General features: G+C 71.5%; 25 protein-coding genes. 10 read left to right on the top strand and 15 right to left on the bottom strand.

Annotated features, from left to right (window positions below):
* Positions 1 to 6: 6 nt before the first annotated feature.
* On the bottom strand, positions 7 to 1959 hold the full coding sequence (locus AB0C27_RS38665) for a GAF domain-containing protein (RefSeq protein ID WP_357854986.1): 1953 nt from the start codon (positions 1957 to 1959) through the stop codon (positions 7 to 9).
* A 111-nt stretch (positions 1960 to 2070) separates the two neighbouring features.
* The gene (locus AB0C27_RS38660) at positions 2071 to 2835 is read right to left on the bottom strand and encodes a 3-hydroxybutyrate dehydrogenase (protein WP_357854983.1); all 765 of its coding nucleotides are present in this window, start codon (positions 2833 to 2835) and stop codon (positions 2071 to 2073) included.
* Between the two features lie 240 nt (positions 2836 to 3075).
* On the opposite strand from AB0C27_RS38660, the gene trpD reads away from it, so the two are divergent.
* Positions 3076 to 4146, top strand: a complete 1071-nt coding sequence (gene trpD, locus AB0C27_RS38655; RefSeq protein ID WP_357854980.1) for an anthranilate phosphoribosyltransferase — start codon at positions 3076 to 3078, stop codon at positions 4144 to 4146.
* Between the two features lie 72 nt (positions 4147 to 4218).
* Here the strand turns inward: trpD and AB0C27_RS38650 are convergent, their stop codons facing one another.
* The 4 genes from AB0C27_RS38650 to AB0C27_RS38635 all read right to left on the bottom strand — a co-directional run bounded on the left by AB0C27_RS38650 (position 4219) and on the right by AB0C27_RS38635 (position 9674).
* Positions 4219 to 5604 carry a class II fumarate hydratase gene (locus tag AB0C27_RS38650; protein WP_357854977.1) on the bottom strand — a complete coding sequence of 462 codons (1386 nt, stop codon included), beginning with the start codon at positions 5602 to 5604 and terminating at the stop codon, positions 4219 to 4221.
* 80 nt (positions 5605 to 5684) lie between these two features.
* Positions 5685 to 7859, bottom strand: a complete 2175-nt coding sequence (locus tag AB0C27_RS38645; protein WP_357854974.1) for a serine/threonine-protein kinase — start codon at positions 7857 to 7859, stop codon at positions 5685 to 5687.
* Between the two features lie 35 nt (positions 7860 to 7894).
* Complete coding sequence (locus AB0C27_RS38640) at positions 7895 to 8995, bottom strand: serine/threonine-protein kinase (protein ID WP_357854971.1); 1101 nt, start codon at positions 8993 to 8995, stop codon at positions 7895 to 7897.
* A gap of 70 nt (positions 8996 to 9065) precedes the next feature.
* Positions 9066 to 9674: a superoxide dismutase gene (locus AB0C27_RS38635; RefSeq protein WP_357854968.1), complete on the bottom strand. Its 609-nt coding sequence runs from the start codon at positions 9672 to 9674 to the stop codon at positions 9066 to 9068.
* A 613-nt stretch (positions 9675 to 10287) separates the two neighbouring features.
* Here AB0C27_RS38635 and AB0C27_RS38630 point away from each other — a divergent pair.
* Both AB0C27_RS38630 and AB0C27_RS38625 read left to right on the top strand, forming a co-directional pair.
* On the top strand, positions 10288 to 10476 hold the full coding sequence (locus AB0C27_RS38630) for a DUF5999 family protein (RefSeq protein WP_253757104.1): 189 nt from the start codon (positions 10288 to 10290) through the stop codon (positions 10474 to 10476).
* A complete protein-coding gene (locus AB0C27_RS38625; RefSeq protein ID WP_357854964.1) occupies positions 10473 to 10979 on the top strand; it encodes an N-acetyltransferase in 507 nt (168 codons plus the stop codon). The genes AB0C27_RS38630 and AB0C27_RS38625 overlap by 4 nt, the downstream gene beginning before the upstream one ends.
* 192 nt (positions 10980 to 11171) lie before the next feature.
* On the opposite strand, the gene AB0C27_RS38620 is transcribed toward AB0C27_RS38625, so the two are convergent.
* Complete coding sequence (locus tag AB0C27_RS38620; protein WP_357854961.1) at positions 11172 to 12824, bottom strand: fumarate hydratase; 1653 nt, start codon at positions 12822 to 12824, stop codon at positions 11172 to 11174.
* 88 nt (positions 12825 to 12912) lie between these two features.
* On the bottom strand, positions 12913 to 13788 hold the full coding sequence (locus AB0C27_RS38615; protein WP_357854958.1) for a DMT family transporter: 876 nt from the start codon (positions 13786 to 13788) through the stop codon (positions 12913 to 12915).
* A 68-nt stretch (positions 13789 to 13856) separates the two neighbouring features.
* On the opposite strand from AB0C27_RS38615, the gene AB0C27_RS38610 reads away from it, so the two are divergent.
* Positions 13857 to 15284: a PLP-dependent aminotransferase family protein gene (locus AB0C27_RS38610; RefSeq protein WP_357854955.1), complete on the top strand. Its 1428-nt coding sequence runs from the start codon at positions 13857 to 13859 to the stop codon at positions 15282 to 15284.
* Positions 15285 to 15315: 31 nt separating this feature from the next.
* Positions 15316 to 16260 (top strand): Gfo/Idh/MocA family oxidoreductase, encoded by a 945-nt coding sequence (locus AB0C27_RS38605; RefSeq protein ID WP_357854952.1) that lies wholly within the window; start codon positions 15316 to 15318, stop codon positions 16258 to 16260.
* A gap of 10 nt (positions 16261 to 16270) precedes the next feature.
* On the opposite strand, the gene AB0C27_RS38600 is transcribed toward AB0C27_RS38605, so the two are convergent.
* Both AB0C27_RS38600 and AB0C27_RS38595 read right to left on the bottom strand, forming a co-directional pair.
* Positions 16271 to 17428, bottom strand: a complete 1158-nt coding sequence (locus tag AB0C27_RS38600) for an MFS transporter (RefSeq protein WP_357854949.1) — start codon at positions 17426 to 17428, stop codon at positions 16271 to 16273.
* A gap of 23 nt (positions 17429 to 17451) precedes the next feature.
* The gene (locus tag AB0C27_RS38595; protein ID WP_357854946.1) at positions 17452 to 18129 is read right to left on the bottom strand and encodes a DUF998 domain-containing protein; all 678 of its coding nucleotides are present in this window, start codon (positions 18127 to 18129) and stop codon (positions 17452 to 17454) included.
* Between the two features lie 228 nt (positions 18130 to 18357).
* On the opposite strand from AB0C27_RS38595, the gene AB0C27_RS38590 reads away from it, so the two are divergent.
* Positions 18358 to 19008 (top strand): DUF1707 domain-containing protein, encoded by a 651-nt coding sequence (locus AB0C27_RS38590; protein ID WP_357854943.1) that lies wholly within the window; start codon positions 18358 to 18360, stop codon positions 19006 to 19008.
* A 54-nt stretch (positions 19009 to 19062) separates the two neighbouring features.
* On the opposite strand, the gene glpX is transcribed toward AB0C27_RS38590, so the two are convergent.
* The gene (glpX, locus tag AB0C27_RS38585) at positions 19063 to 20097 is read right to left on the bottom strand and encodes a class II fructose-bisphosphatase (protein ID WP_357854940.1); all 1035 of its coding nucleotides are present in this window, start codon (positions 20095 to 20097) and stop codon (positions 19063 to 19065) included.
* Between the two features lie 170 nt (positions 20098 to 20267).
* Here glpX and AB0C27_RS38580 point away from each other — a divergent pair, with 170 nt between their 5' ends.
* Genes AB0C27_RS38580 through AB0C27_RS38570 form a run of 3 tightly spaced genes read left to right on the top strand, consistent with a single transcriptional unit; the run spans position 20268 to position 21695 of the window.
* Positions 20268 to 20876 carry a TetR/AcrR family transcriptional regulator gene (locus AB0C27_RS38580; RefSeq protein WP_357854937.1) on the top strand — a complete coding sequence of 203 codons (609 nt, stop codon included), beginning with the start codon at positions 20268 to 20270 and terminating at the stop codon, positions 20874 to 20876.
* A gap of 11 nt (positions 20877 to 20887) precedes the next feature.
* On the top strand, positions 20888 to 21418 hold the full coding sequence (locus AB0C27_RS38575) for a DUF4245 domain-containing protein (protein ID WP_357854934.1): 531 nt from the start codon (positions 20888 to 20890) through the stop codon (positions 21416 to 21418).
* Positions 21419 to 21458: 40 nt separating this feature from the next.
* Entirely contained in the window at positions 21459 to 21695 is a 237-nt protein-coding gene (locus AB0C27_RS38570; RefSeq protein WP_357854931.1) for an exodeoxyribonuclease VII small subunit, read from the top strand.
* Positions 21696 to 21819: 124 nt separating this feature from the next.
* Here the strand turns inward: AB0C27_RS38570 and AB0C27_RS38565 are convergent, their stop codons facing one another.
* Entirely contained in the window at positions 21820 to 22242 is a 423-nt protein-coding gene (locus AB0C27_RS38565; RefSeq protein ID WP_357854928.1) for a nitroreductase family deazaflavin-dependent oxidoreductase, read from the bottom strand.
* Between the two features lie 83 nt (positions 22243 to 22325).
* Here AB0C27_RS38565 and AB0C27_RS38560 point away from each other — a divergent pair, with 83 nt between their 5' ends.
* On the top strand, positions 22326 to 22922 hold the full coding sequence (locus AB0C27_RS38560; RefSeq protein ID WP_357854926.1) for a helix-turn-helix domain-containing protein: 597 nt from the start codon (positions 22326 to 22328) through the stop codon (positions 22920 to 22922).
* Between the two features lie 14 nt (positions 22923 to 22936).
* Here AB0C27_RS38560 and AB0C27_RS38555 read toward each other — a convergent pair whose 3' ends face one another.
* The 3 genes from AB0C27_RS38555 to AB0C27_RS38545 are packed head-to-tail and all read right to left on the bottom strand — an operon-like array spanning position 22937 to position 25709.
* Complete coding sequence (locus tag AB0C27_RS38555) at positions 22937 to 23293, bottom strand: VOC family protein (protein WP_357854923.1); 357 nt, start codon at positions 23291 to 23293, stop codon at positions 22937 to 22939.
* A gap of 48 nt (positions 23294 to 23341) precedes the next feature.
* On the bottom strand, positions 23342 to 24697 hold the full coding sequence (gene xseA, locus AB0C27_RS38550) for an exodeoxyribonuclease VII large subunit (RefSeq protein ID WP_357854920.1): 1356 nt from the start codon (positions 24695 to 24697) through the stop codon (positions 23342 to 23344).
* 28 nt (positions 24698 to 24725) lie between these two features.
* Positions 24726 to 25709 (bottom strand): hypothetical protein, encoded by a 984-nt coding sequence (locus tag AB0C27_RS38545; protein ID WP_357854917.1) that lies wholly within the window; start codon positions 25707 to 25709, stop codon positions 24726 to 24728.
* Positions 25710 to 25810: the final 101 nt, after the last annotated feature.

Raw genomic sequence — 25810 nt, 5'->3', positions numbered from 1 at the left:
TGTCACTCATATGGCTTCCGGACCCATACTCTTGCGTGTCGATGTGTGGCCGAGCCGGTGCAGGCGGAGCGCGAGCTGGATCTCCAGCGCCCGTTCCGGCTCCAGCCAGCCGTCACCCAGCAGCCTCCCGACGCGGTCGAGCCGTTGCGTGACGGTGTTGACGTGGATGTGCAGCGCCTCGGCCGCGCGGGACGGCGAGCCGCCCGTGCCGAAGTAGGCCGCCAGCGTGCCGGCCAGCGCCGTGCCCCTGCGCGCGTCGTAGTCGATCACCGGGCCGATCACCCGGTCCACGAATCCGCGCACGTCGTGGCCGTCGCCCACCAGCAGCCCGACGAAGCCCAGCTCGGCCGCGCTCGCGCCGTCGCCGGCCCGTCCCAGCGCGATGAGCGCCTCCGCGCAGCGCCGCGCCTCCTGGTAGGCCGCGGCCACGTTCCGTACGCGCGAATCGCCCTGTTCGTCCCGTGCGCGCGAGTCGCCCGCCGCGCCCCGTGACGGCTCGGCAGGCCCGATGGCGGGTGCGGCGCCCGCCGTCGCCGTGCTGTGCAACGACGCGGACAGCTCGGCGGCGGCCCGCTGGGCGACGGCGCCCGCGTTGTCGCCTGGCAGCAGCAGCACCACCTCGTCGCCCCGCCCCGCCGCCAGCCCGTGCCGCATCGCGGCCTGCGCCGAGCCCCAGAACGCGGCCCGTTCCCGCTGGCCACCGTGCTTGACCACCACGACGACGTGCGGCGCGCCCAGATCCACCCCGAGCCGCCTGGCCCGGTCCGCGAGCCCGGGGGAGCCGGGCCGCGAGATCAGGTCGTCGAGCAGCTCGCCCCTGACCCGGCCCTCCGCCTCCGCCACGCTCCTGCGGAACAGCAGCAGCAGCGCGCACACCAGCGCCGCCCGCTCAAGAATGCGTTCGTCGGCATCGTCGCTGCGCAGCACCAGCGTGCACAGCGGCTCACCACCGACGTCCACGGACGCGATCAGCAGATCGCCCCTGCGCACTGTACGCCCCAGCGCCCGCGACGCCTGCGCGGCCTCCAGCACGCCCACGTCCGGCTCCGCCAGCTCGCCCGCCGCGCCGCCGATCGCCCGCCCCAGGTCGTCCAGCACGGCCAGCGAGCCGCCCAGCACGTCCGTCACCACGGCCGCCACGTCCTCGATCCCGCCGCCGCGCAGCACCAGCGAGGTCATCCTGTCGTGCGCCATGGCGGCCCGCTCGACCGCCTGGCCGTGCTCACGCGCCGTCCTGTGCGCGCGCGACAGCTCCTCCAGCGCGTTCCTGGTCTCCTGCAGCAGCCTGGCGTTGTCGATCGCGACGGCGGCGTGCGCGGCCAGGCTCGCCAGCAGCGACACCTCCTCCTGGTGGAACGGCCGCGCGCTGCGGTTGGCCGCCATGAGCACGCCGATCACCCGCTGCCCCAGCCGCAGCGGCACCCCCAGGATGGCGACCAGGCCCTCCTCGGTCACCGCCTCGTCGATGTCCTCCTTGTGACGGAACCTGGCGTCGGCGAAGTAGTCGGCCGTCGCGTACGGCGTCGCCGTCTGCGCCACCAGCCCGCCGAGGCCCGCCCCCATGGCCAGCCGCAACGCCCGGAACTTGGCCGAGATCGACCCGTCGGTGACCCGCATGTAGGTGTCGCCCCGCTCGGGATCGTGCAGCGTCATGTACGCGACGTCCGTGGCCAGCAACTGCCTGGCCCGGTGCACGATGGCCTCAAGGACGGCGTCCAGGTCCCGCAGCGCGGCCAGGTCGCCGGCCGTGTCGTAGAGCGCCGACAGCTCGGTCTCGCGCCTGGCGCGCCGCTTGAGCAGGTCGCGTACCTTGAGCGCCTCGACCTTGGCCTGCTCCAGCTCCTCGATCGCCGCCGCGTCCGCCCCGGCCGCCCTGGCCCGGATGATCGGCCCCTCGAACTCGACCGCCGACGCCTCCCGCGCCAGCAGCTCAAGAAATTCCAGGGTGAGTGAAGGCATCACATGTCCAATTTGCCGCACTGCGTGCGGCGGGTTCGGTCGCCATATGCCGCCCTCTTCCCCCGCTCCGGTCGCTTCGCTCTCTCCGCTCCTCCAGAGGACGGCACTCCCTCACCGTGCTGTCCAGCCGCCGTCCACAGGTAGAGAGACCCCGGTGATGAAGGACCCGCTGGGGCCGCACAGGTAGGCGACCAGCTCGGCCACCTCCTCCGGCTCGATCAGGCGTTTGATCGCCGCGGGCTCCAGCATGATGTCGCTCACGACCTCGTCGGGGGCTATGCCGTGCACCCTGGCCTGGTCCTCGATCTGCGCCTCGACCAGCCCGGTGCGTACGTAGGCGGGGCAGACGCAGGTCGAGGTCACCCCGTGGGGCGCCCCTTCGAGCGCCACGACCTTGGAGAACCCCTCCAGCCCGTGCTTGGCCGTGGTGTAGGCCGACTTGAACGGCGACGCCCGCAGCCCGTGCACCGACGAGATGTTCACGAACCGCCCCCAGCCCCTGGCGTACATGCCGGGCAGCACCTTGCGCGCGATCAGGAACGGCGCCTCGACCATCACCCTGAGCATCGTCCCGAACACCTCGGGCGGGAACTCCTCGATCGGCGCCACGTGCTGGAACCCGGCGTTGTTCACCACGATGTCCACGGGCTCGTCAGGCAGCGCCGCCGTGAAGCCGGGATCGCTCAGGTCGGCCACCACGGCCAGGCCGCCCACCTCGGCGGCCACCTTCGCGGCGGGCTCGGCCCGCATGTCCACGACCAGCACCCTGGCCCCCGCCGCGGCCAGCCGCCGGGCGCAGGCCGCCCCGATGCCGCCTCCCGCCCCCGTCACCAGCGCGGTGCGCCCCGTCAGCTCACCCGAGAGATGCTTCGCCATACTCCGCACCCTAAGCGCTGACCGGGTGACGCAGCATGGGGGCGGGCGACATAGATGGACGACGCGATATGTGGATCTACGGCGTCTGCTATGTTGAGCGCATGATCGCGTATCCGTCCCAGTGGTGGCCCGCCTCCTAGGCGGACCATCCAGCGCATACGCACCCGGCCGCCTCGACGAGGCGGCCGTCACCGTTGAGGTGGGTGTCCCCCCGTCGAGCACCGACGAGAAAGGGCACTCATGACCGGCACCGCCTTCACCTGGCCACGGCTTCTCACCACGCTGCTCGACGGCGCTTCCCTGACCTCCCGCCAGGCCGCCTGGGCGATGAACCAGATCATGACCGACCGCGCCACCGACGCCCAGATCGCGGCGTTCGCCGTCGCGCTGCGCGCCAAGGGCGAGAGCGTGGCCGAGGTGGCCGGGCTGGCCGACGGCATGCTGGCCGGATCGGCGGCGATCCGCGTCTCCGGCAACCCCGTCGACCTCGTCGGCACCGGGGGCGACCGCGCCAACACCGTCAACGTCTCCACCATGGCCGCCGTCGTCGCCGCGGCGGCGGGCGCCAAGGTGGTCAAGCACGGCGGCAGGGCCGCCTCGTCGGCGGCGGGCGCGGCGGACGTGCTCGAAGAGCTCGGCGTGGTCGTCGACCTGCCGCCGGCCGCGGTGGTCAGGGTGGTGGACGAGGTCGGGATCACGTTCTGCTTCGCGCCCGTCTTCAACCCGGCGCTCAGACGCACCTCGGGGCCGCGCCGCCAGCTCGGCGTCCCCACGGTGTTCAACTTCCTCGGCCCGCTGACCAACCCGGCCCTGCCGCCCAGTCAGGCGGTCGGGGTCTTCCAGCCGGCGATGGCCGAGGTCATCGCGGGCGTGCTGGCCGAGCGCGGCGGCTCCTCGCTCGTCTTCAGGGGCGACGACGGGCTCGACGAGCTGACGACCTGCGCTCCCTCGACGGTCTGGGTGGTACGCCGCGGCGTCGTCACCCGCACGACCTTCGACCCGCTCGACCTGTCCATCCCGCGCGCCCGCCTCGACGACCTGCGCGGCGGCGACGCCCGGCACAACGCGGACGTGGCGCGCGCGGTGTTGTCGGGCGAGGCGGGGCCGGTGCGCGACATCGTGCTGCTGAACGCGGCCGCCGCCCTGGTGGCCGCCGACGGCACTCCGCCGGCGGCCGAGCTCACGCCGGCCCTGGGGGCGGCCTGTAAGCGGGCGGCGGACGCCGTCGACTCAGGGGCCGCGCTGTCGCTGCTCACCCGCTGGGCCCAGGCCACCCAGGCCGCCGCCCGCGTCCGGCCCGCCGGCGGCTGACCGTCGAGGAGGCCGCCGCCGTCCGGACGGGCGGTTATCCGGACCCGACCGTCGTGCCGGGCGTGTGCGTTTTCAGGGGTGGGTCATCGACAGGACGTCGAGTGCGGCGTCGAGTTGTTCCTCGGTGAGCCGCCCCTCGGCCACGTGGCCGCGTTCGATGACGACCTCCCTGATCGTCTTGCGCTCCGCCAGAGCCTGCTTGGCGATCTTCGCGGCCTCCTCGTAGCCCACGTACCGGTTCAGCGGGGTGACGATCGACGGCGACGACTCGGCGTACTCGCGCAGGCGCTCGACGTTCGCGGTGATGCCGGAGACGCAGCGGTCGGCGAGCAGGCGTGAGACGTTGGCCAGCAGCCTGATCGACTCCAGGATGCCGCGCGCGATGACGGGCAGTTGCACGTTCAGCTCGAAGACGCCGGAGGCGCCCGCGAACGTGATCGCCGCGTCGTTGCCGATCACCTGGGCCGCGACCATGGTCGTGGCCTCGGGGATCACCGGGTTGACCTTGCCGGGCATGATGGACGAGCCGGGCTGCAGGTCGGGCAGGTTGATCTCGGCGAGCCCGGCCCGCGGCCCCGAGCCCATCCACCGGAGATCGTTGGCGATCTTTGTGAGTGACACCGCGACCACCTTGAGCTGCCCCGACAACTCCACGATGGAGTCCTGCGCGCTCTGGGCCTCGAAGTGGTCTCTGGCCTCGATGAACGGGATCCCGGTAGCCTCGCGCAGCTTGCCGATCGCCTCGTGCGCGAACCCCGGCGGCGTGTTGATCCCCGTGCCCACCGCGGTGCCGCCCAGAGGCAGCTCCAGAACGTGTTCCAGAGCCCCGAGCACGCGGACGACGCCGTGCTCGATCTGCGTCGCGTACCCGCCGAACTCCTGGCCCAGCGTCACCGGCGTCGCGTCCATCAGGTGGGTGCGCCCCGACTTCACCACGCCGCCGAACTCGATCGCCTTCGCCCGCAACGCCTCCGCCAGGTGCCGCAGCGAGGGCACCAGGTGGTAGCTCACCTCGGTCGCCGCGGCCACGTGGATGGAGGTCGGGAAGACGTCGTTGGACGACTGCGAGGCGTTCACGTGGTCGTTGGGATGCACCGGCCGGCCCAGCCGCTCCTCGGCCAGCGTCGCGATCACCTCGTTGGCGTTCATGTTGGACGAGGTGCCCGAGCCGGTCTGGAAGACGTCGATCGGGAAGTGGGAGTCGTGCTCGTTCTCCGCCACGTCCGCGGCGGCCTGCGCGATCGCCTCCGCCATGTCCTTGTCGATCACGCCCAGCTCGCCGTTGACCTCGGCGGCCACGGCCTTGATCAGGCCGAGGGCGGCGATGTGGGACGGCTCCAGCGGGCGTCCGGAGATCGGGAAGTTCTCCACCGCCCGCTGGGTCTGCGCACGCCACTTCGCGCCCGCCGGCACGCGTACCTCGCCCATCGAGTCATGTTCGATCCTGAACTCGCTCATGACTTCAGTCTGGCTCACGCCCGCGCGTTCGCCTCGGACGACACCGCCCGGCGCCCGTGGTGGGCTCGGGCCGGCCGGCGTCAACTGGAGAAGAGCGCCACGATGAGGACGGCGATCACCACGGCGGCCGCTGCGGCCACCGCCATGAGCACCAGCATGCCGTTGCGGTTGCCCGCGGGCTTCTGCTCCGGCTGGCCGGCGATGGAGAACAGGTCCGTGCCGAGGCCCTGGCTCTCGTACGGCACCTGCGGGGCGCCGGCCTGCTGGGCCCCCGGGCCCACCGGTGGCTGCTGGCCTGCCTGCTGTTGACCCGGCTGCTGCTGGCCCGGCTGCTGCCGGTCGGCGGGCAGCGGGTAGACCTGCTGGCCGGGGGCTCCGGGAAGCTGCGAGGGGATGCGCGTGGTGGCCATCGAGCCCTCGTCGCGCTGCGGCGGCCTGCCCTGGTCGGAACCCGGGGCGGGGAAGGGGCCCTTCGGACGGGAGATGCTGACCGTGCGCTCGGGGTCGTACCCCTCGCCGCTGCCCGCCCCGCCGCCGGTGCCGCTGCCCGTACCGCCTGTGCCGCCGGTCTGCGGCTGGGCGCCGAAGTGCTGCTGCTGGCCCTGCGGGGGGTAGCCGGAGGAGGTGGAGTGGGGCACGGTCGGCGCGCTCGAAGCACGCATCGGCTGCCCGCCCTGCGCTCCGGGCCGCTGCCCCGGACCACCCTGGTTAGGCCCGCCCTGCCCCGGACCACCCTGGTTCGGGGCTGCCTGACCGGGCTCACCCTGGTGAGGCCCGCTCTGGCCGGGCCCCTGTCCGCCCTGTGCGCCGGGCCCGCCCTGGCCGCCCGTGCCATGGGGTCCGCCCCGGCCCCCGGGGCCACCGGGTCCGCCCGGTCCCCCTGGGGCGCCCGGTCCGCCCGGGGCGTTGGGGCCGCCGGATCCCTGGGGGTTGAACGCGTTGGGGCCGCCGGGACCGCGTCCTCCCGGGCCGCCGGGTCCTTGCGGGCCTCCTGGGCCTCCCGGACCGCCTGCCTGAGGGCCGCCCATCGGTGCGCCGTGGCCGGCCTGCGGGCCGCCACGACCGCCGGGGCCCTGCCCCGGTGCGCCGCCACCGTACGGAGGAGCGCCCTGAGCCGGCCCGCCGGGCCGTCCCTGTCCGGGACCACCCGCGCCCTGCCCGGGACCGCCTGCGCCCTGCGCCGGCCCCCCGGAACCGGGGCCACCGGCACCAGGGCCGCCGGCACCCGGCCCGCCCGAAACAGACCCGGGGCCCTGGCCAGCACCGGCCGGCCCGTGAGGGCCTCCGGCCTGGGCGGCCGCCGCGCCCTGGACGCCCCGGCCGCCGGGACCCTGGCCTCCTTGGGTGGGGGGTTGCGGGGCGGCGAACGGATCGGGCAAAGCGGCCTCCTGCGCCATAAGAGCCTCGGCCGTGAGCACCGGCATCTCGCTCGTCGGGGTGTCGGCGACCATGCGCAGCAGGGTCTCCGCCTTGGCAGCGTTGAGCCGCTGCCGATAGTCCTTGCTCAGCAGCCCGTTCAGCACCGGCCGCAGTTGCCCCGCCTGCGTGGGCGGGTCGGCGCTCTCGGTGAGCAGCGCCGCCAGCGTCTCCGCGATCGTGGACCGCTCGTAGGCAGGACGTCCCTCGACCGCGAAGTAGAGGGTGGCTCCGAGCGACCAGATGTCAGACTCGGGGCCGGTGTATTCGCCCCTGGCGCGTTCCGGGGCGGTGTAGCCGGGTGATCCGATCACCATGCCGGTTTTCGTCAGCCGCGAGTCGCCCTCGGCCTTGGCGATGCCGAAGTCGGTCAGCACCACCCGGCCGCTCTCGGTGATGAGCACGTTGCCGGGCTTGACGTCACGGTGGGTGATGCCCTGGGCGTGCGCCGCGCGCAGCGCCCCGAGCAGGTCGACGCCGATCTCCGCCACGAGCCGCGGCGGCAGCGGACCCTCCTCCTCGATCACCTGCTCCAGCGAGCGGGCCTCGATCAGCTCCATGATGATCCACGGGCTGTCGTCCTGGATCAGCACGTCGTGGATGGAGGCCACGGACGGGTGGCTGATCCGCGCGGCGATACGCCCCTCGCGGACCATGCGTTCGCGCAGCTCGGCCCGCTGTTCCTCGGTGAGTCCCGGGTCCTGGCGGATTTCCTTGACCGCCACCTCGCGCCCGAGCGCGCGGTCGCGAGCGCGCCACACCGTGCCCATCGTGCCCCGGCCGAGCGGGGAGATGAGCTCGTAGCGCTCCGCGAGCAGGCGTGTCTGCTGTTCCGGCATGAGAAGAAGATATCGATTCTCGCTTGGGAAGTGCTTTACCCTCGCTTGCGAAGTTCTCTGGGCCAGAACCGTCGAGGAAGGCACAACTTTATCACCGTAGCTTTGAATCGAGCATAAGCCGATGGAGTAGGCCGCGGTTCGACGCGCTTCCTGTGGACGCCCTCGCCGGGCTTGCGTTCCTGCCGGGGCGAGGGCACGTTGACGGGCGGTGGCGGGGGAGCGTCGGCCCGGTGCAGCCCGCGGTGCGAGGGCCTGCGCGCGAAGGCGGGCTGGGTGGCGGGCGTGGGCTGGCGCGGGCTCATCGGCTCTTCAGCGGATCCGCCCGCGGCGACCCTGGTCAGCATGAGCGAGGCGCGTACGGAGTCGAGGCGCGTCGCCGGGTCGATGCGCAGCAGCGCGTCGAGCACGGGCGCCAGCGGCCCCGCCTTCGTCATCGGGATCGGCTCGCCGCTGGTGAGCGCCGCGAGCGCGGCGGCGGCCGTACGCCTGCCGTGCAGCCCCCTGCCCTCGACGGCGGTGTAGAGGGTCGCGCCGAGCGACCACAGATCGCCGGCGGGGCTGGCCTTCGAGCCCAGCACGCGCTCTGGAGCGATGTAGCCCGCGGACCCCAGAACGATGCCCGCCTGGGTGATGGAAACGTCACCTTCGAGTGCGGCCAGGCCGAAGTCGGTGAGCACCGCGCGATCCTCGGTCACCAGCACGTTGCTCGGCTTGACGTCGCGGTGCAGGATGCCCTTGGCGTGCACGGCCCGCAGCGCGCCGAGGATCTGCCGGCCGATCTCGGCGGCCCGGCGCGGGTGGAGCGGTCCTTGTTCCTGGATGAGCTGTTCGAGGGACTTCGCCCGGAGCAGCTCCATCACGATCCACGGCCGGTCGTCCTCGGTGACCACGTCGAACACGGTGATGACCGAGGGGTGCGTGACCATGGCGGTGGCCCGGCCCTCGCGCTCGGTGCGCGCGCACAACTCAGCGCGCAGCTCCTCGTCGAGAACGGTCGGCAGCCGCACTTCCTTGACCGCCACGTCTCGGTCAAGCAACTCGTCATGTGCCCGCCAAACGGTGCCCATGCCGCCCCGACCGACCGGCTCCATGAGCCGATAGCGCGCGGCGAGTAGGTAACCGGAGGGCGCACGCATGCCAGGCAGCTTACCTATTTGTGTAAACCGACCAGTAGAGGCGGGGCCGATAATTTGTTGCGAACTTAAGTCAACCCGCCTGACTCGTCACGTCAGCAAACCTCCAGGCCACATCATCCCAGTTGATGAGGCCCCACAGTTTCTCGACGTAGTCCGGACGCACGTTGCGATACTGAAGGTAGTACGCGTGCTCCCACGCGTCGAACACGAGCAGCGGCGTGGTGTTCATCCCGACATTGCCGTGGTGGTCGTAGACCTGCTCCACGACCAGTCTGCGGCCGAGCGGCTCCCAGGCCAGCACGCCCCAGCCGGAGCCCTGCACCGACGCGGTCGCGGTGGTGAGCTGCCGCTGGAACGCCTCGAACGTGCCGAAGTGCTCCACGATGGCGTCCGCGAGCGGGCCGTCGGGGCGGTCGCCGCCGTCCGGTGACAGATTCTCCCAGAAGATCGAGTGCAGCACATGGCCGGACAGGTTGAACGCGAACGTCTTCTCCAGCCCGACCAGGCCGCCGAACTCGCCCTTGTCGCGCGCCTCCGCGAGGCGTTCGAGCGTGTCGTTGGCGCCCTTCACGTACGCGGCGTGGTGCTTGGCGTGGTGCAACTCCAGGATCTCGCCGGTGATGGCCGGTTCGAGAGCGGAGTAGTCGTAAGGCATGTCGGGAAGGGTGTAGTCCCCCATGGGTCCTCCTTGTGGATCTGCGAAGTCGATCTATGAAAGGACACTATTGCAAGTCATTCGCAACTGCATCGGACTTGCGACCTAGGTCCTCCCGCGGCGGGCCGGCAAGGGCCGGATCGGCCCCGCCGCTCGGGCGGCTCGGCCCCGCCCGCCGGCGCGTTTTCCCGCCCGGCCCTCTCGGAGCGTTTCCGCAGCTCATCGGGCAGGTGTGTCGTCCGGCACAACGACTCGCCGAAATCTTGTGCATGATGCCTGGTAGAGGACTTTCAGGCGTACGGCAGGCTGGCTTACAGGAAACACCCGGCTCCGTCAGTGACTTGTAAGGGCGCCGTAAGAGGCGGGGGGCATGGTTGAGCCTAGAAAGAAGGCGAGCTCCACAGACGGCCGGAATCTGTCGGTCCCGAACGTCAGACTGAGGGCATACGCCGAGGTCCGCTCCGAGGTCCACTACCGAGTCAACGACCGATGAAGGACGTGATGAAGATGCGCCAGATCCAGGTTCGCCGGCGGCCGAAGAAGTCGACCAGAGCCGCTCTGGACCTTCGCACTCCGTCAGGGCGCCAGCTGCCCTTTTGAAAACCCGCATTCAGGAGCGCAATCTGAGAGGTGCGCGATGTGCAGTCACTACCCCGCTTGCCCGAGTGCCGACTCCCTCGACCGTGAGCGGTCGCACGTCATCTCGGCCCACCCCGATCAGGGCTGGAGCCTTCTCTGCAACGGCGTCGTGCTGTTCGACGACACCGGCCTGCTGCTGCCCGACGGCTCCGTCGTGGCGCCGCACCGGGCTCCGGTGGCCGCGTGAGCATCTCCTGGGTCACCAGGCCGGAGGAGCGGCGCGACCTCCCGGCGATCCGCGAGGTCCTGCTCGCGGCGTTCCCGACCGCGCTCGAAGCCGACCTGGTCGACGCGCTCCGTAAAGACCCCTCCTGGCTGCCTGGCCTGTCGATCGTGGCCGAGCACGACGGGCGCGTGGCAGGCCACGTGCTGCTCACCCGCTGCCACGTCGCCGGGGCGCCCGCCCTGGCCCTCGCGCCCTGCGCCGTGTCGCCCGCCTTCCAGCGGCAGGGCGCCGGCTCCGCCGCGATCACCGCGAGCCTCGCCGCGGCCCGCGACGCCGGTGAGTCCCTGGTGCTCGTCCTCGGGCACCCCGCTTACTACCCCCGCTTCGGCTTCGTCCGCGCCTCCGCGTACGGCATCAGGGCGCCCTTCGACGTGCCCGACGAGGCCATGATGGCGCTCGTGCCCGACGACCGGCGACCGGTGCCCACCGGCACGATCGCCTACCCGCCACCCTTCGCCCTCTGACCCACCCGGCCCCTGCCGGGCCTCAGCCTGGCCACTCGGCCACCGCCCGGCCACCGCCCGGCCGCCCGGCCACCGCCCGGCCGCCCGGCCACCGCCGGATCGCCGGCCGGCCGGTCAGTCTCTGACCGGGTCAACCGGCTTCGACCCGCCCGGCCCTTGACCCGCCCGGCCCTCAAAACGCCGGCGCGATGATCAGCGGCGGCCGATCGACAGCACCGGACCGGTCTTGTCGGTGAAGAAGTCTTCGCCCTTGTCGTCGACGACGATGAACGCGGGGAAGTCCTCGACCTCGATCTTCCACACCGCCTCCATCCCCAGCTCCGGATATTCGAGCACCTCGACCTTCTTGATGCAGTCCTGTGCCAGCCGAGCCGCGGGCCCGCCGATGGAGCCGAGGTAGAAGCCGCCGTGCTCCTGGCACGCCTCGGTGACCTGCTTGGAGCGGTTGCCCTTGGCCAGCATCACCATCGAGCCGCCGGCCGCCTGGAAGCGCCCCACGTAGGAGTCCATGCGCCCGGCCGTCGTCGGGCCGAAGGAGCCGGAGGCGTAGCCCTCGGGGGTCTTGGCGGGGCCGGCGTAGTAGACGGCGTGGTCCTTGAGGTATCGCGGCATCTCGCCGCCGTTGTCGAGGAGCTCGGCGATCTTGGCGTGCGCGATGTCACGGGCGACGACGAGGGGGCCGGTGAGCGAGAGGCGCGTCTTGACCGGATATTTCGTGAGCTGGGCGAGGATTTCCGGCATGGGGCGGTTGAGGTCCACCTGGACGACGTCGTCGGAGAGGTGCTCGTCGGTCGTCTCCGGCAGGTAGCGGGCCGGGTCGGTCTCCAGCTTCTCCAGGAAGACGCCCTCCGGCGTGATCTTGGCCAGCGCCTGGCGGTCGGCCGAGCAGGAGACGGCGATGGCGACCGGGCAGGAGGCGCCGTGGCGGGGCAGGCGGATGACGCGGACGTCGTGGCAGAAGTATTTGCCGCCGAACTGCGCGCCGATGCCCAGCTTCTGGGTCAGCTCGAAGACCTTGGCCTCCATCTCCAGGTCCCTGAACCCGTGCCCGGACGCGGAGCCCTCGGTGGGGATGGAGTCGAGGTAGCGGGCGCTGGCGTATTTCGCGGTCTTGAGCGCGTATTCGGCGGAGGTGCCCCCGACGACGATGGCCAGGTGGTACGGCGGGCAGGCCGCCGTGCCCAGCGAGCGGATCTTCTCCTCCAGGAAGGCCAGCATGCGCTTCTCGTTGAGCACGGCCTTGGTCTCCTGGTACAGGAACGACTTGTTGGCCGAGCCGCCGCCCTTGGCCATGAACAGCAGCTTGTACTCGTCGGGGTGCCCGTGGGGGTCCTCGGCGTAGAGCTCGACCTGGGCGGGCAGGTTGCTGCCGGTGTTCTTCTCCTCCCACATGGTGAGCGGAGCCATCTGCGAGTAACGCAGGTTGAGCTTGGTGTAGGCGTCGTACACGCCGCGCGAGACGTGCTCGGCGTCGAGGCCGTCGGTCAGCACGTGGCGGCCGCGCTTGCCCATGACGATGGCGGTGCCGGTGTCCTGGCACATGGGCAGCACGCCGCCGGCCGAGATGGAGGCGTTCTTCAGCAGGTCGAGGGCGACGAAACGGTCGTTGCCGCTGGACTCGGGGTCGTCGACGATCTTCCTGAGCTGGGCGAGGTGCGAGGAACGCAGGAAGTGGGAGATGTCGTGGATGGCCGTCTCGGTGAGCAGCCGCAACGCCTCAGGATCGACTTCGAGGAACGTACGCCCCGCCGCTTCGACCTTCCGCACCCCCTCCGACGTGATCAACCGGTATTCGGTCTCGTCGGCTCCCAGTGGAAGCAGGTCGGTGTAGTCGAACTCGCCCATGTCCATCCTTTCGGTCCTCCAAGAGATTACGCTCCCTTGGCCCGACCATCGGACCGGCACAGGCTTTGCACGCTCTTGGCTGAAAGGCTCAGGCTTCCGAGGGCCGTACGGCAGCCTCGGCGCCCGAGCGCGCGGAGCCCAGCCCGAGCAGGATGCCGGCGACGACCAGCCCGGCGCCCAGCAGATCGTACGCCGACGGCATTGCGACCCCCAGCACCGCGCCCGTGACGATGGCGCCCACCGGGATGAGCCCCGCGAACAGCCCCGCCCGCCCCGGCCCCAGCTTGGGCAGTGAGCTGTACCAGAGGAAGAAGGCGATCACGGTGACCACGACCGCCAGGTAGGCGAACCCGAGCGCCTCGGCCGGCGTGGGCACCCTGACCAGGTCCGTACCGGCGTCGATCAGCCCCACCACGACCAGCATGGGCACGGCCAGCGCGGTCGAGTAGGCCGACACCCTGATCGCGCCCAGCTTGGGCAGCAGCGGGATGGCCAGCAGCGAGAAGCAGATCTCGCCGACGAGCGCGCCGAGCGCCCACAGCAGGCTGGCGGTGTCGCCGCTGCCGAGCCCGGTGGCCAGGGTGGCTCCGGCCACGACCACGGCGGCGCCGGCCAGCAGCCGGGGGGCGGGCCGGCCGCCGGCCAGCGCGAGCGCCAGCGGCACGGTGCCGAGCACGGTGCCGACCAGGGCGGGCCCCGAGGCGCGGGTGGACTCGACCACGCACACGTTGAAGATCACCAGGCCGAAGAGCGTCAGCCCGCCCAGGCACAGGAGCTCGCGCGCCGTCATGCGGACGAACCGCAGGCCGAGCGCTCGCGTTATGAGGAGCAGGATGACCGAACCGACGAGATACCGAACGGCCTGGCCGCCGTATATCGGGTACGCCTCGACGAGTTTCGAGACGCCGGCCAGCGTGCCGACGAGGAACATGGCCGAGGCGGCGCCGATGATGCCGTTTCTCATGCGAAGGATGCTAGGGAGACAATGGTTCGTTCAAACAGTCCAATGTCCCGCCGAGAGACAGGACCAATATGGCTGACCTCCATATCCAGATAAGGCGGGGCAAGGGGGCCATCGCCGGGCAGATCGCGGCTGAGCTGCGCGACTCCATCCGGGGCGGGCGGCTCACTCCCGGCACTCGCCTGCCCGCCACCCGCGATCTCGCCTCCGACCTCCAGGTCTCCAGGGGCGTGGTGGTGGAGGCGTACGAGCAGCTGGTCGCCGAGGGCTTCCTGATCTCCAGGGTGGGCGTCGGCACCCAGGTCACCCCCAAGAACGCGCGTGGCGTGCCCAAGCCGCGCGACACCGCGCGGCCCCGGCCCGACCAGCGGGCCAATCAGCAGGCCGGCCGGCCTGGCAGGACCCCCGCCAGGGGCACCTCGTACTACGGTCATCGCCCCACCTCCCCGGACCTCAGCCACTTCCCCCGTGAACGCTGGCTGGCGGCCGTCAGGCATGTCCTGACCACCGTACCCTCGGACGCGCTCGATTACGGGGACCCTGGCGGCGTGCCTGAGCTGCGCGAAGAGCTCGCCGGCTACCTCCGGCGGGTCAGGGCCGCCGACGTGCGCCCGGAGAACCTCGTCATCGTGGGCGGCGTGGCGCAGGGCCTGAGCCTGGTCCTGCACGTGCTGACCCAGCAGCGGCCGATCCGGCTGGCCGTGGAGGACCCGACCAGCCACCGGCAGGTGCCGCTGCTGCGGCGGGCGGGCGCGCGGCTGGTGCCGGTGCCGGTGGACGAGCAGGGCCTCGACGTGCGGCGGCTGAGCGGGGACGCCGTGCTGGTGACGCCGGCGCACCAGTACCCGACGGGTGTGGTGCTGTCGCCGCCACGCCGGGCCGCGCTGATGGAGTGGGCGTACGCGGGCGACCGGGCGATCCTGGAGGACGACTACGACGCCGAGTTCCGCTTCGACCGCGACCCCGTCGGCTGCCTCCAGGGGCTGGCGCCCGGCCGGGTGATCCTGTCGGGCAGCGTGAGCAAGGCGCTCGCGCCCGGCCTGCGGCTGGGCTGGGTGGCGGCGCCGCCCGACCTGGCCGAGGCGATCCGGCGGGCGCGGGGCGAGCTGGACCTGGGCTCGCCGGTCATCGAGCAGTACGCGCTGGCCCACTTCCTGCGTACCGGCGGCTACGACAAGCACCTGCGGCGCATGCGCAGGGAGTACCGGCGGCGCAGGGACGCGCTGGTCACGGCGCTGGGCGCGGAGCTGCCCGAGGTGCGGGTGAAGGGGATCGACGCGGGGCTGCACCTCTACCTGGAGCTGCCGGACGGCTGGGGCGAGCCGCGTACGGTGCGGGCCGCGCGCGAGCTGGGCCTGTCGGCCGAGGCGGTGGGGCCGATGCGGGAGGCGGCGGGGCCGCCGGCCATGGTGGTGGGCTTCGCCCGGCTGCCCGTGCACAAGGCGGCCGAGGCGGTACGAGGGTTGAAGGTCAGCATGTCAGGACAAATCTCTGAATAAGTGAGTATTTCGCGAGAAAGCGGGAGGCGTCATGCGGGTGGGACTGCTGGGTCTGGGCCGGATCGGAGCCTTTCACGCCGCGACCCTGGCCGCGCATCCCCTCGTGGACGAGCTGATCGTGGCCGATCCCGTACGCACGTCGCCGTACGGCAGACCGGGGGACCCCTTCGAGACCGACGCCGTCGTCATCGCCACCCCGACCAGCACCCACGCGGACCTCATCCTTGAGGCGTGCGCCAGAGGCGTCCCCGTGTTCTGCGAGAAACCGGTGGCGGGGACGGTCGCCGCGACCGTCGAGGTGCTGCGGGCCTGCGCGGGACACCGCGTGCAGATCGGCTTCCAGCGCAGGTTCGACCCCGGCTACGTCGCGGCGGCGGACGCGGTGCGCCGCGGCGAGCTGGGCGAGGTGCACCGCGTGCACCTGATCACGGCCGACCCCGCGCCGCCGCCCGCCGAATACCTGCCGACGTCGGGGGGCATCTTCCGCGACTGCCACATTCACGACTTCGACATCCTGCGCTGGGTGACCGGCCGCGAGGTGACCTCCGTCTACGCGCGCGGAGCCAACCGCGGCGCGCCGTTCTTCCGGGAGGCGGGCGACGTGGACAACAGCGCCGCGCTGCTGACGCTCGACGACGGCACGCTCGCCACCTTGCAGGGCTCGCGCTACAACGGCGGCGGGTACGACGTGCGCATGGAGCTGGCGGGCACCAAGCGGACGCAGGCTGTCGGGCTCAGCCCGCGCGCCCCGCTGTACACCACCGAGGACCTGCCCGGCCTGGACAAGCCCTGGCCCGACTTCGTCGCCCGGTTCGAGACCGCCTACCGGGACGAGATCGACTGCTTCCTGACGGGTGACACGAGCCCGTGCACGATCACGGACGCGCTGGAGGCCCTGTACGTGGCCGAGGCCGCCGACCTGTCCCTGCGTGAGGGCCGCCCCGTCGAGGTCGCCGAGGTACGACTCCAGGCGTGACCGGGGCCCGTCAGGTGGTGGCCGTCGTGCGTCTCGGCTCGAAGCCGGGCGCCAGCAGGATGATGACGGCGGCCAGCACCAGCGGCGCGGCGAAGGCCACGCGCATGTTCGCGGCCTCCGCGAGGCCGCCCACGAGCGCCGCGCCGACGATGAAGCCGACGTAGTTGAACAGGTTGACCCGGGCGATGGCGACCCCCGTCCCGGCCGGGTCGAGCCGGCCGGCCGCGGAGAACGACTGCGGCGCCACCACCGCGAGGCCCACCCCGGTCACTCCGAAGGCGACCAGCCCGAGCAGCTGGTTCGGGGCCAGCACGACCCACGCGAAGCCCACTGTCGCGATCACGCCGCCGACCCTGACGATGGCGGCCGGCCCGTACCGCCTGACGGCGAGGTCGCCGCCGAGCCTGACGGCCAGCGTGGTCGCCTGGTAGGCGGCGTAGGCCAGCGGGATCACCCAGGGCTCGGCCGTCAGCACGCCCTGCATGTAGACGGAGCTGAAGTTGGAGACGGCCGCGTCGCCGACGTACAGGAAGGCCATGGCCAGGCAGAGCGGGATGATCGGCCGCCACGGGAAGCCGTCGAAGTGCACCGGCCCTGTCTCGGGCTTCTCTTCGCCCGGCGTGTAGAGGGAGCGGCCGAAGATCAGGGAGCCGGCCACGGCGAGCAGCATCGGCAGCGTCATGATGAGTTCGAGCGGGAGAGTGGCCGCCGCCGACGCCCACAGCGCGCCGGCCATGCTGAGCGCGCTCCACGCGCAGTGGAACCCGTTGAGCACATGGAGGCCGTACCTGCGCTCGACCGCCACGCCCTGCATGTTCATGCCAGCGTCCACCGCGCCCAGCGCCAGCGCGTACACCAGCAGCACGGGCACGAGCAGCGCCACCTGCGGCGCGAACCCCGCCAGCACCACGGCGGCGGCCACCGCCGGCTGCGCGATCCGCAGTAGCAGCCTGCTGCCGAACCGGGCGGCGAACGCCCCGGCCCCCACGCTGCCCACCCCGGCGAACACCGGCACGATGAGCAGCAGCAGTGTGAGCGAGCCCTCGTCGAGGTGGTGCTTGGTCTGCAGATTCGCGATCTGGACGAGCAGCGTGGCGAGGGACAGCCCTTGTACGGCGAACACGGCGTACGTGGCGATGCGGGCCTGGCGATCACGCAAGGACGGCACGGCGGCCTCCTGATGGGGGGAGATCAAACGTGAGGCGCGGTCAGGTTAGCCGCTGCCACAGGCCCTCCGCCAGCACCGGAACGCAACGAGTGATCTCTGGCGGCGGCCCAGACGCCGAGCGCGAGCAGCGCCGCCACCTCACTGACCGCCAGACCCCGCTCCACCAGCCCCAACGGCATGACGCGATACCACGGCACCCCTTCGGCGGCCCCGACGAGCATCATCGTGCCGATGCCCGCCACCCACAGCACCGAGCAGATCCCGAACCCGAACGCCACGAGCGTCGCCCGCGACCGCTCCCGCCGCCAGGGCCTGGCGATGATCACCACCGCCAGCGGCAGGCAGAGGAAGGCGACGAAGCTGCCCACCCGGTGGATGCTGCCGCTCAGGCTGGGCCCGACCGACCAGTCGTGCTTCTCGAACCAGGCCGTCATCAGCAGCCCGGCGCTCCAGCCCATGAGCGCGATCGTGCCGAACACCCCGGCCAGCCTCTTGCGCGCCAGCGACACCCCGATGGCCACGGAACCCACCGCCAGCAGGCCCACGCCGAGGGCGAAGATCCAGCCGTCGGGGCCCAGGCCGTGCTGGCTGATCGTCCGCCTGAACGGGTCCATCTCGTCGAAGCTCGCCAGGTCCAGGCCCAGGATCACGGCTACGCCCGCGCCTGCCGCGCCGAGACCCCATCGCGCTGGTTGATGCACGCGCACACCCCACTTCGACCGGTCCCTTATGTACGGATCAACGGCCGTACCCGAAGGAGGATTCCTAAGAAATCGGTGAGAAAACCCCCGCCGTACGGCGCGCCCATCGCCACGCCGACGTGAACGAGAAACTCACGAGAGAGGATTGCCGGACTACCCGCCGGAATCCATCGACACCTGTCCAATCAGGACGAGCGAACGGCGCGACCGCCAGATATCGTCAGAAGTGTGAACGAACGCGCGGGATCGTGGTTGCCGAAACTTCAGGAAGTCGGCGAGCGGCTGGCCGAGGAGTGGGTGTCCGCCCGCCGGCCGCAGGGAGCGGACGACGTACCCCAGCCGCACGAGCTGCGCGCCTCCGACGCCGACAGGGAGCGCATCGCCCAGGTGCTCCAGGACGCGCACGCCGACGGGCGCCTCACGCTGGACGAGCTGGAGGAACGGCTCGGCGTGCTCTACGCCGCCCGCACACTCGGCGAACTGGCCGAGCTCACGAGGGACCTCCTGCCCGCCGACCAGCAGCCGCTCAACCTGGACGGCCGGCCGGTCTCGGCGATCTTCAAGAAGGAGCAGCGCGGCGGGCGCTGGGTGGTGCCGGCGGAGCTCGGGGTGACGGCCATGTTCGGCACCACCAAGCTCGACTTCCGCGACGCGATCCTGCAGAACCGGCGGATCATCATCAACGCCACCCTCGTCTTCGGCGGGCTGGAGATCCACGTGCCAGAAGGGCTAGAAGTGATCAGGGTGACCAAGGACAAGACGGTCCGCCTGACCAAGCAGCCCACCGGGCCCGAGGCGCCGGTGGTGGAGGTGCGCACCACGAACTTCGCGGGCGAGGTCAAGGTCAAGGAACCACCCCGCCGCAAGCGCCGCCGCTAGGGGGCTGGGCGCCCGGCGCCATGAGCCGACCGGTCTGGGCCGGCCCGCGCGGGCTCAACCGGCCGTGTCGAAGTTGATCGCGCTGTACGCGCGCAGCTTCCACAGCTGGTGCTCGCTCTCGATCTTGCGGATCGTGCCCGACCGGCCGCGCATCACCAGCGACTCGGTCACCGCCGAGCCGGACCGGAACCGTACACCCTGCATGAGCTCGCCGTGCGTGATGCCGGTGGCCGCGAAGAACACGTCGTCGGACTTGACCAGGTCGTTCGTGGTGAGCACCTGGCTCAGGTCGTGACCGGCGTCCACCGCCCGGCTCCGCTCGGCGTCGTCGCGCGGCCACAGCTTGCCCTGGATCACGCCGCCCAGGCACTTGAGCGCGCACGCCGCCACGATGCCCTCGGGCGTGCCGCCGATGCCGAGCATCAGGTCGATGCCGGTGCCCGCGCGGGCCGCCATGATCGCGCCGGCCACGTCGCCGTCGGTGATGAACTTGATCCGCGCGCCCGTCTCCCTGATCTCCTTGACCATCCGCTCGTGCCGGGGCCGGTCGAGCACGACCACGGTCACGTCGGAGGGCGAGCAGTGCTTGGCCCTGGCGACCGCCTCGATGTTGACGGACACCGGCGCCTCGATGTCGACCACGTCGGCCGCCTCGGGACCGGTGACCAGCTTCTCCATGTAGAAGACCGCGGACGGGTCGTACATGGAGCCGCGCTCGCTCACCGCGATGACCGACACCGCGTCCGGCATGCCCAGCGCGGTCAGCCTGGTGCCGTCGATGGGGTCGACCGCCACGTCGCAGTCGGGGCCGCTGCCGTCGCCCACGTGCTCGCCGTTGAACAACATCGGGGCGTGATCCTTCTCGCCCTCGCCGATGACGACCACGCCGTTCATGGAGACCGTGCTGATCAACTGGCGCATCGCGTTGACCGCGGCGCCGTCCGCGCCGTTCTTGTCGCCCCGGCCGACCCACCGGGCCGCCGCCATCGCCGCCGCCTCCGTGACGCGGACGAGCTCAAGCGCCAGGTTGCGGTCGGGCGCGCGCTCGCTGGTGGCGAGCGCCGCGGGCACGGAAGTCTGATCGGACATGTCGGTGGCCTTCCTCGTCGGACGTCTACCTCGATCGTAGTTGCCGGTCTCTTCCCGGTCAGAGGGGGATAATCTGGCTCCGGAGAACGGATTTTGCGCCATACGCTGTGCGCGGCATGGATCTTGCCTCCAACATGGAGCGTGGCATCCCGCCGTGGAGGAGATCCCGAATGAGCGATGTGGAGAACGCGGTCGCCCAGCCGCGTACGTCCGAGCGCGGTGCGGCCACGCGCAGCTCGCTGCTCGCCGCCGCCAGGGAGGTCTTCGTCTCCAAGGGCTTCGCCGAGGCCGGCGTGACGGACGTGGTAGCCAGGGCCGAGGCCAGCGTGGGCAGCCTCTACCACCACTTCTCCGGCAAGGCGGATCTCTACCTCACGCTGTGGGAGGAGTTCCAGGCCAGGCAGACGCAGCGGACCAAGCAGGCCGCCCGCGCGGCCAGGGCGACCGGCGAGAGCGACCCGATGCGGGTGTTCGTCGGCGCCGCCCGCGCCTACCTCGACGGCTGTCTCGAGGAGCGCGAGCTGGCCGAGCTGTTCCTGCGCGGTGACGGGCCGCCCGGCTTCGAGGTGGTCATGCGCGACCGGCTGCGCAAGTGGGCGGAGCTCAACGCGGCGCTGTTCGAGCACGACACCGCGCTCGTCGTGGTGCTCACCGGGGCGCTGGCGGCGGCCGTGCCCGAGGTGCTCCGCACAGGTGACCGCGACCTGGCCGAAGAGGTCCTCACCATCATCGGGCAGATCCGGCCGGCCGCTTCGGCGACCGCCGCCTCCAGCGGGTAGCCTCGGCGACTGTGCGACGGTTCACCCAAGGTTTCTACGGCTACGCGGTAGCCCTGTTCGTCTGTCTCGCGGGCGCGGGGCTGTTTCTGCTGGTCACCCCGCAGAGCCGGGAGGAGCACATCCCGCGGCTCGACTACTCCATCACCGTCGCCAACTTCGGCCACACGGTCCCCTACGGCGTGTGGGCGCCCCAGGGAGATCCGGCGAACTGGGTGCCCAACAGCAACAGGATCGCCGAGGGCGAGAACGGCGCGAAGGTCCTCTACCTGGGCTACGCCACGGCCGCGCGGCAGCACGCGATGTTCGCGCAGAGCGACGAGCGGCCGGCGGCCGGGTTCGCCAGCCGCATGGCCAACACCGACAAGGCCGCAGGCAGCCAGCAGGTCGGCGGCGTCGCGTGGGAGCGGCGCTTCAGGGAGGACAAGAACCAGCGCTCGCTGGTGCGCGTGCTGCCCGACGTGACGCTCGTCATCACCGGGACGGCCGACTGGACCGAGCTGGGCGAGCTGGCCGCACGCCTCCAGCAGCGACCCAAGGGCTGAGCGTGCCGTGATTGTCGGCCGGTCCCTCTAGGGTGGTGACGTGGCAGACGAGAAGGCACCCTCATACGAGCAGGCCCGCGAGGAGCTGACCGAGGTGGTGCGCCGCCTGGAGACCGGCGGGCTCACCCTGGAGCAGTCGATCGAGCTCTGGGAGCGCGGCGAGAAGCTGGCGGCCGTCTGCGAGGAATGGCTCCAGGGAGCCAGGGTCAAGCTGGCCGCCGCCATGGCCCGCCGCTCCGAGCCCACCTCTCCTGGCTCCGACGACACCCCCTTCTAGGGGCTTTCAGGGCCGCACGCCCACGAGCTTCGGGCCGCACGCACACGAGCTGTTGGGCGCCCACCCACGAGCTTCGGGCCCGCCGTCTTGCGAGCCCGCCCCTCCCACGGACCCGCAAGGGGCGTCAGGCGTCCGTTCTGACCAGGGCCACCACCGGGATGCGGCGGGTGGTCTTCTTCTCGTACTCGGCGAACTGGGGCGCCTGCTCCACCATCCTGGCGTAGAGGCGGTCGCGCTCCTCGCCCTCGGCGACGACGGCCTTCACCTCGAACGTCTCCGTCCCGATCTCCGCCGTCGCCGCGGGCGTGGCGACCAGGTTGTGGTACCACGCGGGGTTGCTGTCGTCGCCCCCCTTGGAGGCGATGACGACGTAGCGGTCGCCGTCCTTCAGGTACATCACCGGCGTGGTGACGCGCCTGCCGCTCTTGGCGCCCGTGGTGGTGAGCAGCACCAGCGGCGCGCCCTCGAACATGCCGCCGACCCGGCCCTCGTTCTCGCGGAACTCCTTGATGATCTGCTTGTTGAACTCGTTGTAGTCGATGGTCACGCTTCGCTCCTCGGTAATCGGAGAACTCTCCGGTTGTAGCCTAATCGGAGAGCTCTCCGTTTGTCACCGATATGCTCGGCCACGTGTGCGGACGCCGATTCCTGCCCGTGGTCGGGCAACCCCAGCCCGAGCGGGCCGATGCCGCGCGCAACCGGCAGAAGATCATCGACGTGGCCACGCGGATGATCGCCGAGCACGGGGCGGCGGACCTCTCGCTCGACGAGGTCGCCCGCGTGGCGGGCGTGGGCGTGGGCACGGTCTACCGGCGTTTCGGCGACCGCACGGGCCTGGCGATGGCGCTGCTCGACGAGGGGGAGCGACGCTTCCAGGAGTCCTTCTTCGCCGGGCCGCCGCCGCTCGGCCCCGGCGCGCCCGCGGGCGAGCGGATCGTCGCGTTCATGCGGGCGCTCGTCGACCGGGTGGTGGCGCAGGAGGAGCTGTTCCTGCTGCTGGAGAGGGGCAAGGTGAAGGGGTTCAGCACCCCGTACCGGATCTACCACGTCCATCTCACGGCGCTGCTGGCGCGGGCGTGCCCGCGGGCCGACGCCGCGTACTTCGCCGACGCCCTGCTCGCGCCCGTCAACGCCTATCTGATCGCGTTCCAGCGGGAGGAACGCGGCATGACGGTCGAGCAGATCAAGTCAGGCGTGACCGCCGTGGCCGAGGCCATGCTCCGCTAGGTCATCGGGCTCCGCTAGGTCATCAGGCAGAGCAGGTTGCCCTCCGAGTCCCTGAACGCGGCCATCCGGATCTCCTTGTCGCGGGTGCCGAACGTCCCGTCGTCGGTGAAGACCAGGTGCGGCTCCTGGACGATCGCGACGTCGTGCGCGCGCAACCGGGCCACGTCGGCTTCGAGGTCGTCCGTGGCGAGGTAGAGCACCGCTGAGGGCGCGCCCTTCTCGATCAGCAGGCGTACACCGTCGAGGTCGAAGAAGGCCAGCCCGGGCGGCCGGTAGGTGGCGATGTGCCGCAGGCCGAGCACGTCGCGGTAGAAGGCGGTGGCTCGGTCGAGGTCGTCGGCGTGCTGGGCGACCTGGGTGAGTCCTCTCATGCGCCGAACGTAGACCCCGGAGCCGTCACGCGCTCCTCCTTCGACCCGTTATGCATGCTCCGGCTCGTCGGGAGCTTCGCGGCCTGCCCGGCTCGTCCCGCTCTTCGCCCCGCTCTTCGTCCCGCCCGCCCGGCTCTTCGGCCTGGCCGGCGCACTTCCGCTCGTCCCGCTCTTCGGCTCGTCCGACCCATCGGGCCCGTCCGGTTCTTCTGCGCGTACGGTCAGGCGGTCGTCGCTCAGCCGGATCGTCAGGAGCGTGCCGGGGGAGACGTCCTTGGCCAGGCGGACCACGTCGCCGGACGGGTGCTGCACGATGGCGTAGCCGCGTTCCAGCGTGGCGGCGGGGGACAGCGCGATGAGGCGGGCGCGCAGATGGGTGAGGTCGTCTTCTGCGCGGTCGAGCGAGGACGACAGCGAACGCCTGGCCCGGTCGCGCAGCGCTTCGGCCTGCTCGGCCCGGCGCTCCAGCTCGCGTACGGGATCGGCCAAGGAGGGCCGCGAGCGCACGGACGTCAGCCAGGACATCTCCCTGTCGAGCCAGCCGCTCACCACCCTGCGGCCACGGTCGCGGAGCTGGCGCACCAGCGTGAGCTGCTCGCCCACGTCGGGCACGACCTTCTTGGCCGCGTCGGTGGGCGTGGAGGCCCGCACGTCGGCCACCAGGTCGAGCAGCGGGCTGTCCTGCTCGTGGCCGATCGCGCTCACCACGGGGGTGCGGCAGGCGGCCACGGCGCGCACCAGCGTCTCGTCGGAGAACGGGAGGAGGTCTTCGAGCGAGCCGCCGCCCCTGGCGACGACGATCACGTCGATCGAGGCGTCGGCGTCGAGCTTGCGCAGCGCCTCCGTCACCTCGGCCACCGCGTAAGGCCCCTGGACGGCGACTTCCTCGACCTTGAACCGCACCGCCGGCCAGCGCCTGCGCGAGTTTTCCAGCACGTCGCGCTCGGCCGCCGACTCACGCCCGCAGACGAGCCCGATCGTGCTCGGCAGGAACGGCAGCCGCCGCTTCCTGTCGGCGTTGAACAGCCCCTCGGCGGCCAGCAGTTGCCTGAGCCGCTCAAGCCTGACCATCATCTCGCCCACGCCGACCGGGCGCATCTCCAGCGCGGTGAAGGCGAACGAGCCCCTGTTGACCCAGAAGTCGGGCTTGACGTGCAGCACCACCCTGGAGCCGTTGGCCGGCCGCGGCACGGTCGCCTCGTAGACGCCGCGCGGGGCGGTGACCCTGGCGGACACGTTGGCGACCGGGTCGCGCAGGGTCAGGAACACCGTGCCGCCACGGGTGCTCAGGTCGGTGATCTCACCTTCGACCCAGACCGTGCCGAGTCTGCCGATCCATCCGCCCACCATCTGCAGGACCGTGCGGATCGGCAGGGGAGACTCAGGCGTGGTCTTCGAGCTCATGGCGGAAGACTACGGGCTCGGTGCGACGTTATTCCCCGGCCTGCAGCTTGGCCAGGCGGTTCTCGAACATCTTGATGACCTCGGGCCGCGCGGCGGTGGACCGCTCGAACTCCAGGTAGGAGCCGATCTGCTCGGCGCTCTTGCCGCGCATCCTGGCGCGCAGGGACGCCACGGTGAGGCTGGAGTAGCCGGGCAGCGGCTCGGTCAGGTTCACGGCAGCGGCGGCGACGGGCTCGGGGGCCTTGGCGGGCTCGGCCGTGGCGGCGGCGGGCTCGGGCGCGGCGGCCGGCTCTGGCGCCACCTCGGGCGCCACCTCGGATGCCTTGCCGGAAGTCTTGGTCGCGGCCTTCGGCCTGGCGGCCCTGGTCCTAGGCTTGGCGGCCTTCGGCTTCGCGGCGGGCTCGGGCTCGGCCACTGCGGGGTCGGCTACGGCCTTGGGCGCGGCGGGCGCGACCTCCGGCTCGGGCGCGGAGGTGACGACCGGCTCCTGGACGGGCTCGCGGGCCACGTCCGTCGTGGTGACGGACTCCTTGGCGGCGGTGCCGGCCTGGGCGGCGGCCTCCGGCTCGGGGTCCGCGGTCGCGGGCTTGGAGACGGTCTCCGGCTTGGCGGCGGCCTCGGGCTCGGCGGCGGGCGCCGGCTCGGTCTTGGGAGCGGGGGAGAAGATGACCGGGTCCGGCTTCGTCTTGGCGACCCCGTTGGGCTCGGCGGCGGGGCGCGGGGAGAAGATGACCGGCTCCTTGCGCTCGGCCTTGCCCTCCTCGGCCTCGGCCGGCGCGGCGGCCACCTGCTGAGCGGCGGAGGGACGGGAGTCCTTCTCCTCCTCGTGCTCCTCCTTGGAGCCGATGCCCTTGATGGAGTTCTTCATGCGGTCCACGAGCAGCAGCGCCTGCCCGGCGGCGCTCAGCGTGGTCTGGACGACGAGAAGCGGCAGGTCCTTGGCCTTCTCCTTGAGTTCGTCCTTGTTGGTAACGGTTTTAGCGATGTTGCGTATCACGTCGCTGAAGGACATGTACGTCTCCCTGGGAGGTCAGTGATGGACGGACAGTCTGGCAAATCGCGGGCAACCACGCACGCGCGGGCCAGAACGCCGCTCCACGTAGCATAGAAAGT

Source organism: Nonomuraea sp. NPDC048882 (genome assembly GCF_040649755.1).
Classification (GTDB): domain Bacteria; phylum Actinomycetota; class Actinomycetes; order Streptosporangiales; family Streptosporangiaceae; genus Nonomuraea; species Nonomuraea maheshkhaliensis.
This window is presented reverse-complemented; position numbering and strand designations above follow the sequence as displayed.

What these genes read in the sequence shown, in the direction of transcription:
- AB0C27_RS38665 (WP_357854986.1), bottom strand. Translation starts at nt 1,959, where the DNA reads ATGCCTTCACTCACCCTGGAATTTCTTGAGCTGCTGGCGCGGGAGGCG.
- AB0C27_RS38660 (WP_357854983.1), bottom strand. Translation starts at nt 2,835, where the DNA reads ATGGCGAAGCATCTCTCGGGTGAGCTGACGGGGCGCACCGCGCTGGTG.
- trpD (WP_357854980.1), top strand. Translation starts at nt 3,076, where the DNA reads ATGACCGGCACCGCCTTCACCTGGCCACGGCTTCTCACCACGCTGCTC.
- AB0C27_RS38650 (WP_357854977.1), bottom strand. Translation starts at nt 5,604, where the DNA reads ATGAGCGAGTTCAGGATCGAACATGACTCGATGGGCGAGGTACGCGTG.
- AB0C27_RS38645 (WP_357854974.1), bottom strand. Translation starts at nt 7,859, where the DNA reads ATGCCGGAACAGCAGACACGCCTGCTCGCGGAGCGCTACGAGCTCATC.
- AB0C27_RS38640 (WP_357854971.1), bottom strand. Translation starts at nt 8,995, where the DNA reads ATGCGTGCGCCCTCCGGTTACCTACTCGCCGCGCGCTATCGGCTCATG.
- AB0C27_RS38635 (WP_357854968.1), bottom strand. Translation starts at nt 9,674, where the DNA reads ATGGGGGACTACACCCTTCCCGACATGCCTTACGACTACTCCGCTCTC.
- AB0C27_RS38630 (WP_253757104.1), top strand. Translation starts at nt 10,288, where the DNA reads ATGTGCAGTCACTACCCCGCTTGCCCGAGTGCCGACTCCCTCGACCGT.
- AB0C27_RS38620 (WP_357854961.1), bottom strand. Translation starts at nt 12,824, where the DNA reads ATGGGCGAGTTCGACTACACCGACCTGCTTCCACTGGGAGCCGACGAG.
- AB0C27_RS38615 (WP_357854958.1), bottom strand. Translation starts at nt 13,788, where the DNA reads ATGAGAAACGGCATCATCGGCGCCGCCTCGGCCATGTTCCTCGTCGGC.
- AB0C27_RS38610 (WP_357854955.1), top strand. Translation starts at nt 13,857, where the DNA reads ATGGCTGACCTCCATATCCAGATAAGGCGGGGCAAGGGGGCCATCGCC.
- AB0C27_RS38605 (WP_357854952.1), top strand. Translation starts at nt 15,316, where the DNA reads ATGCGGGTGGGACTGCTGGGTCTGGGCCGGATCGGAGCCTTTCACGCC.
- glpX (WP_357854940.1), bottom strand. Translation starts at nt 20,097, where the DNA reads ATGTCCGATCAGACTTCCGTGCCCGCGGCGCTCGCCACCAGCGAGCGC.
- AB0C27_RS38580 (WP_357854937.1), top strand. Translation starts at nt 20,268, where the DNA reads ATGAGCGATGTGGAGAACGCGGTCGCCCAGCCGCGTACGTCCGAGCGC.
- AB0C27_RS38555 (WP_357854923.1), bottom strand. Translation starts at nt 23,293, where the DNA reads ATGAGAGGACTCACCCAGGTCGCCCAGCACGCCGACGACCTCGACCGA.
- xseA (WP_357854920.1), bottom strand. Translation starts at nt 24,697, where the DNA reads ATGAGCTCGAAGACCACGCCTGAGTCTCCCCTGCCGATCCGCACGGTC.
- AB0C27_RS38545 (WP_357854917.1), bottom strand. Translation starts at nt 25,709, where the DNA reads ATGTCCTTCAGCGACGTGATACGCAACATCGCTAAAACCGTTACCAAC.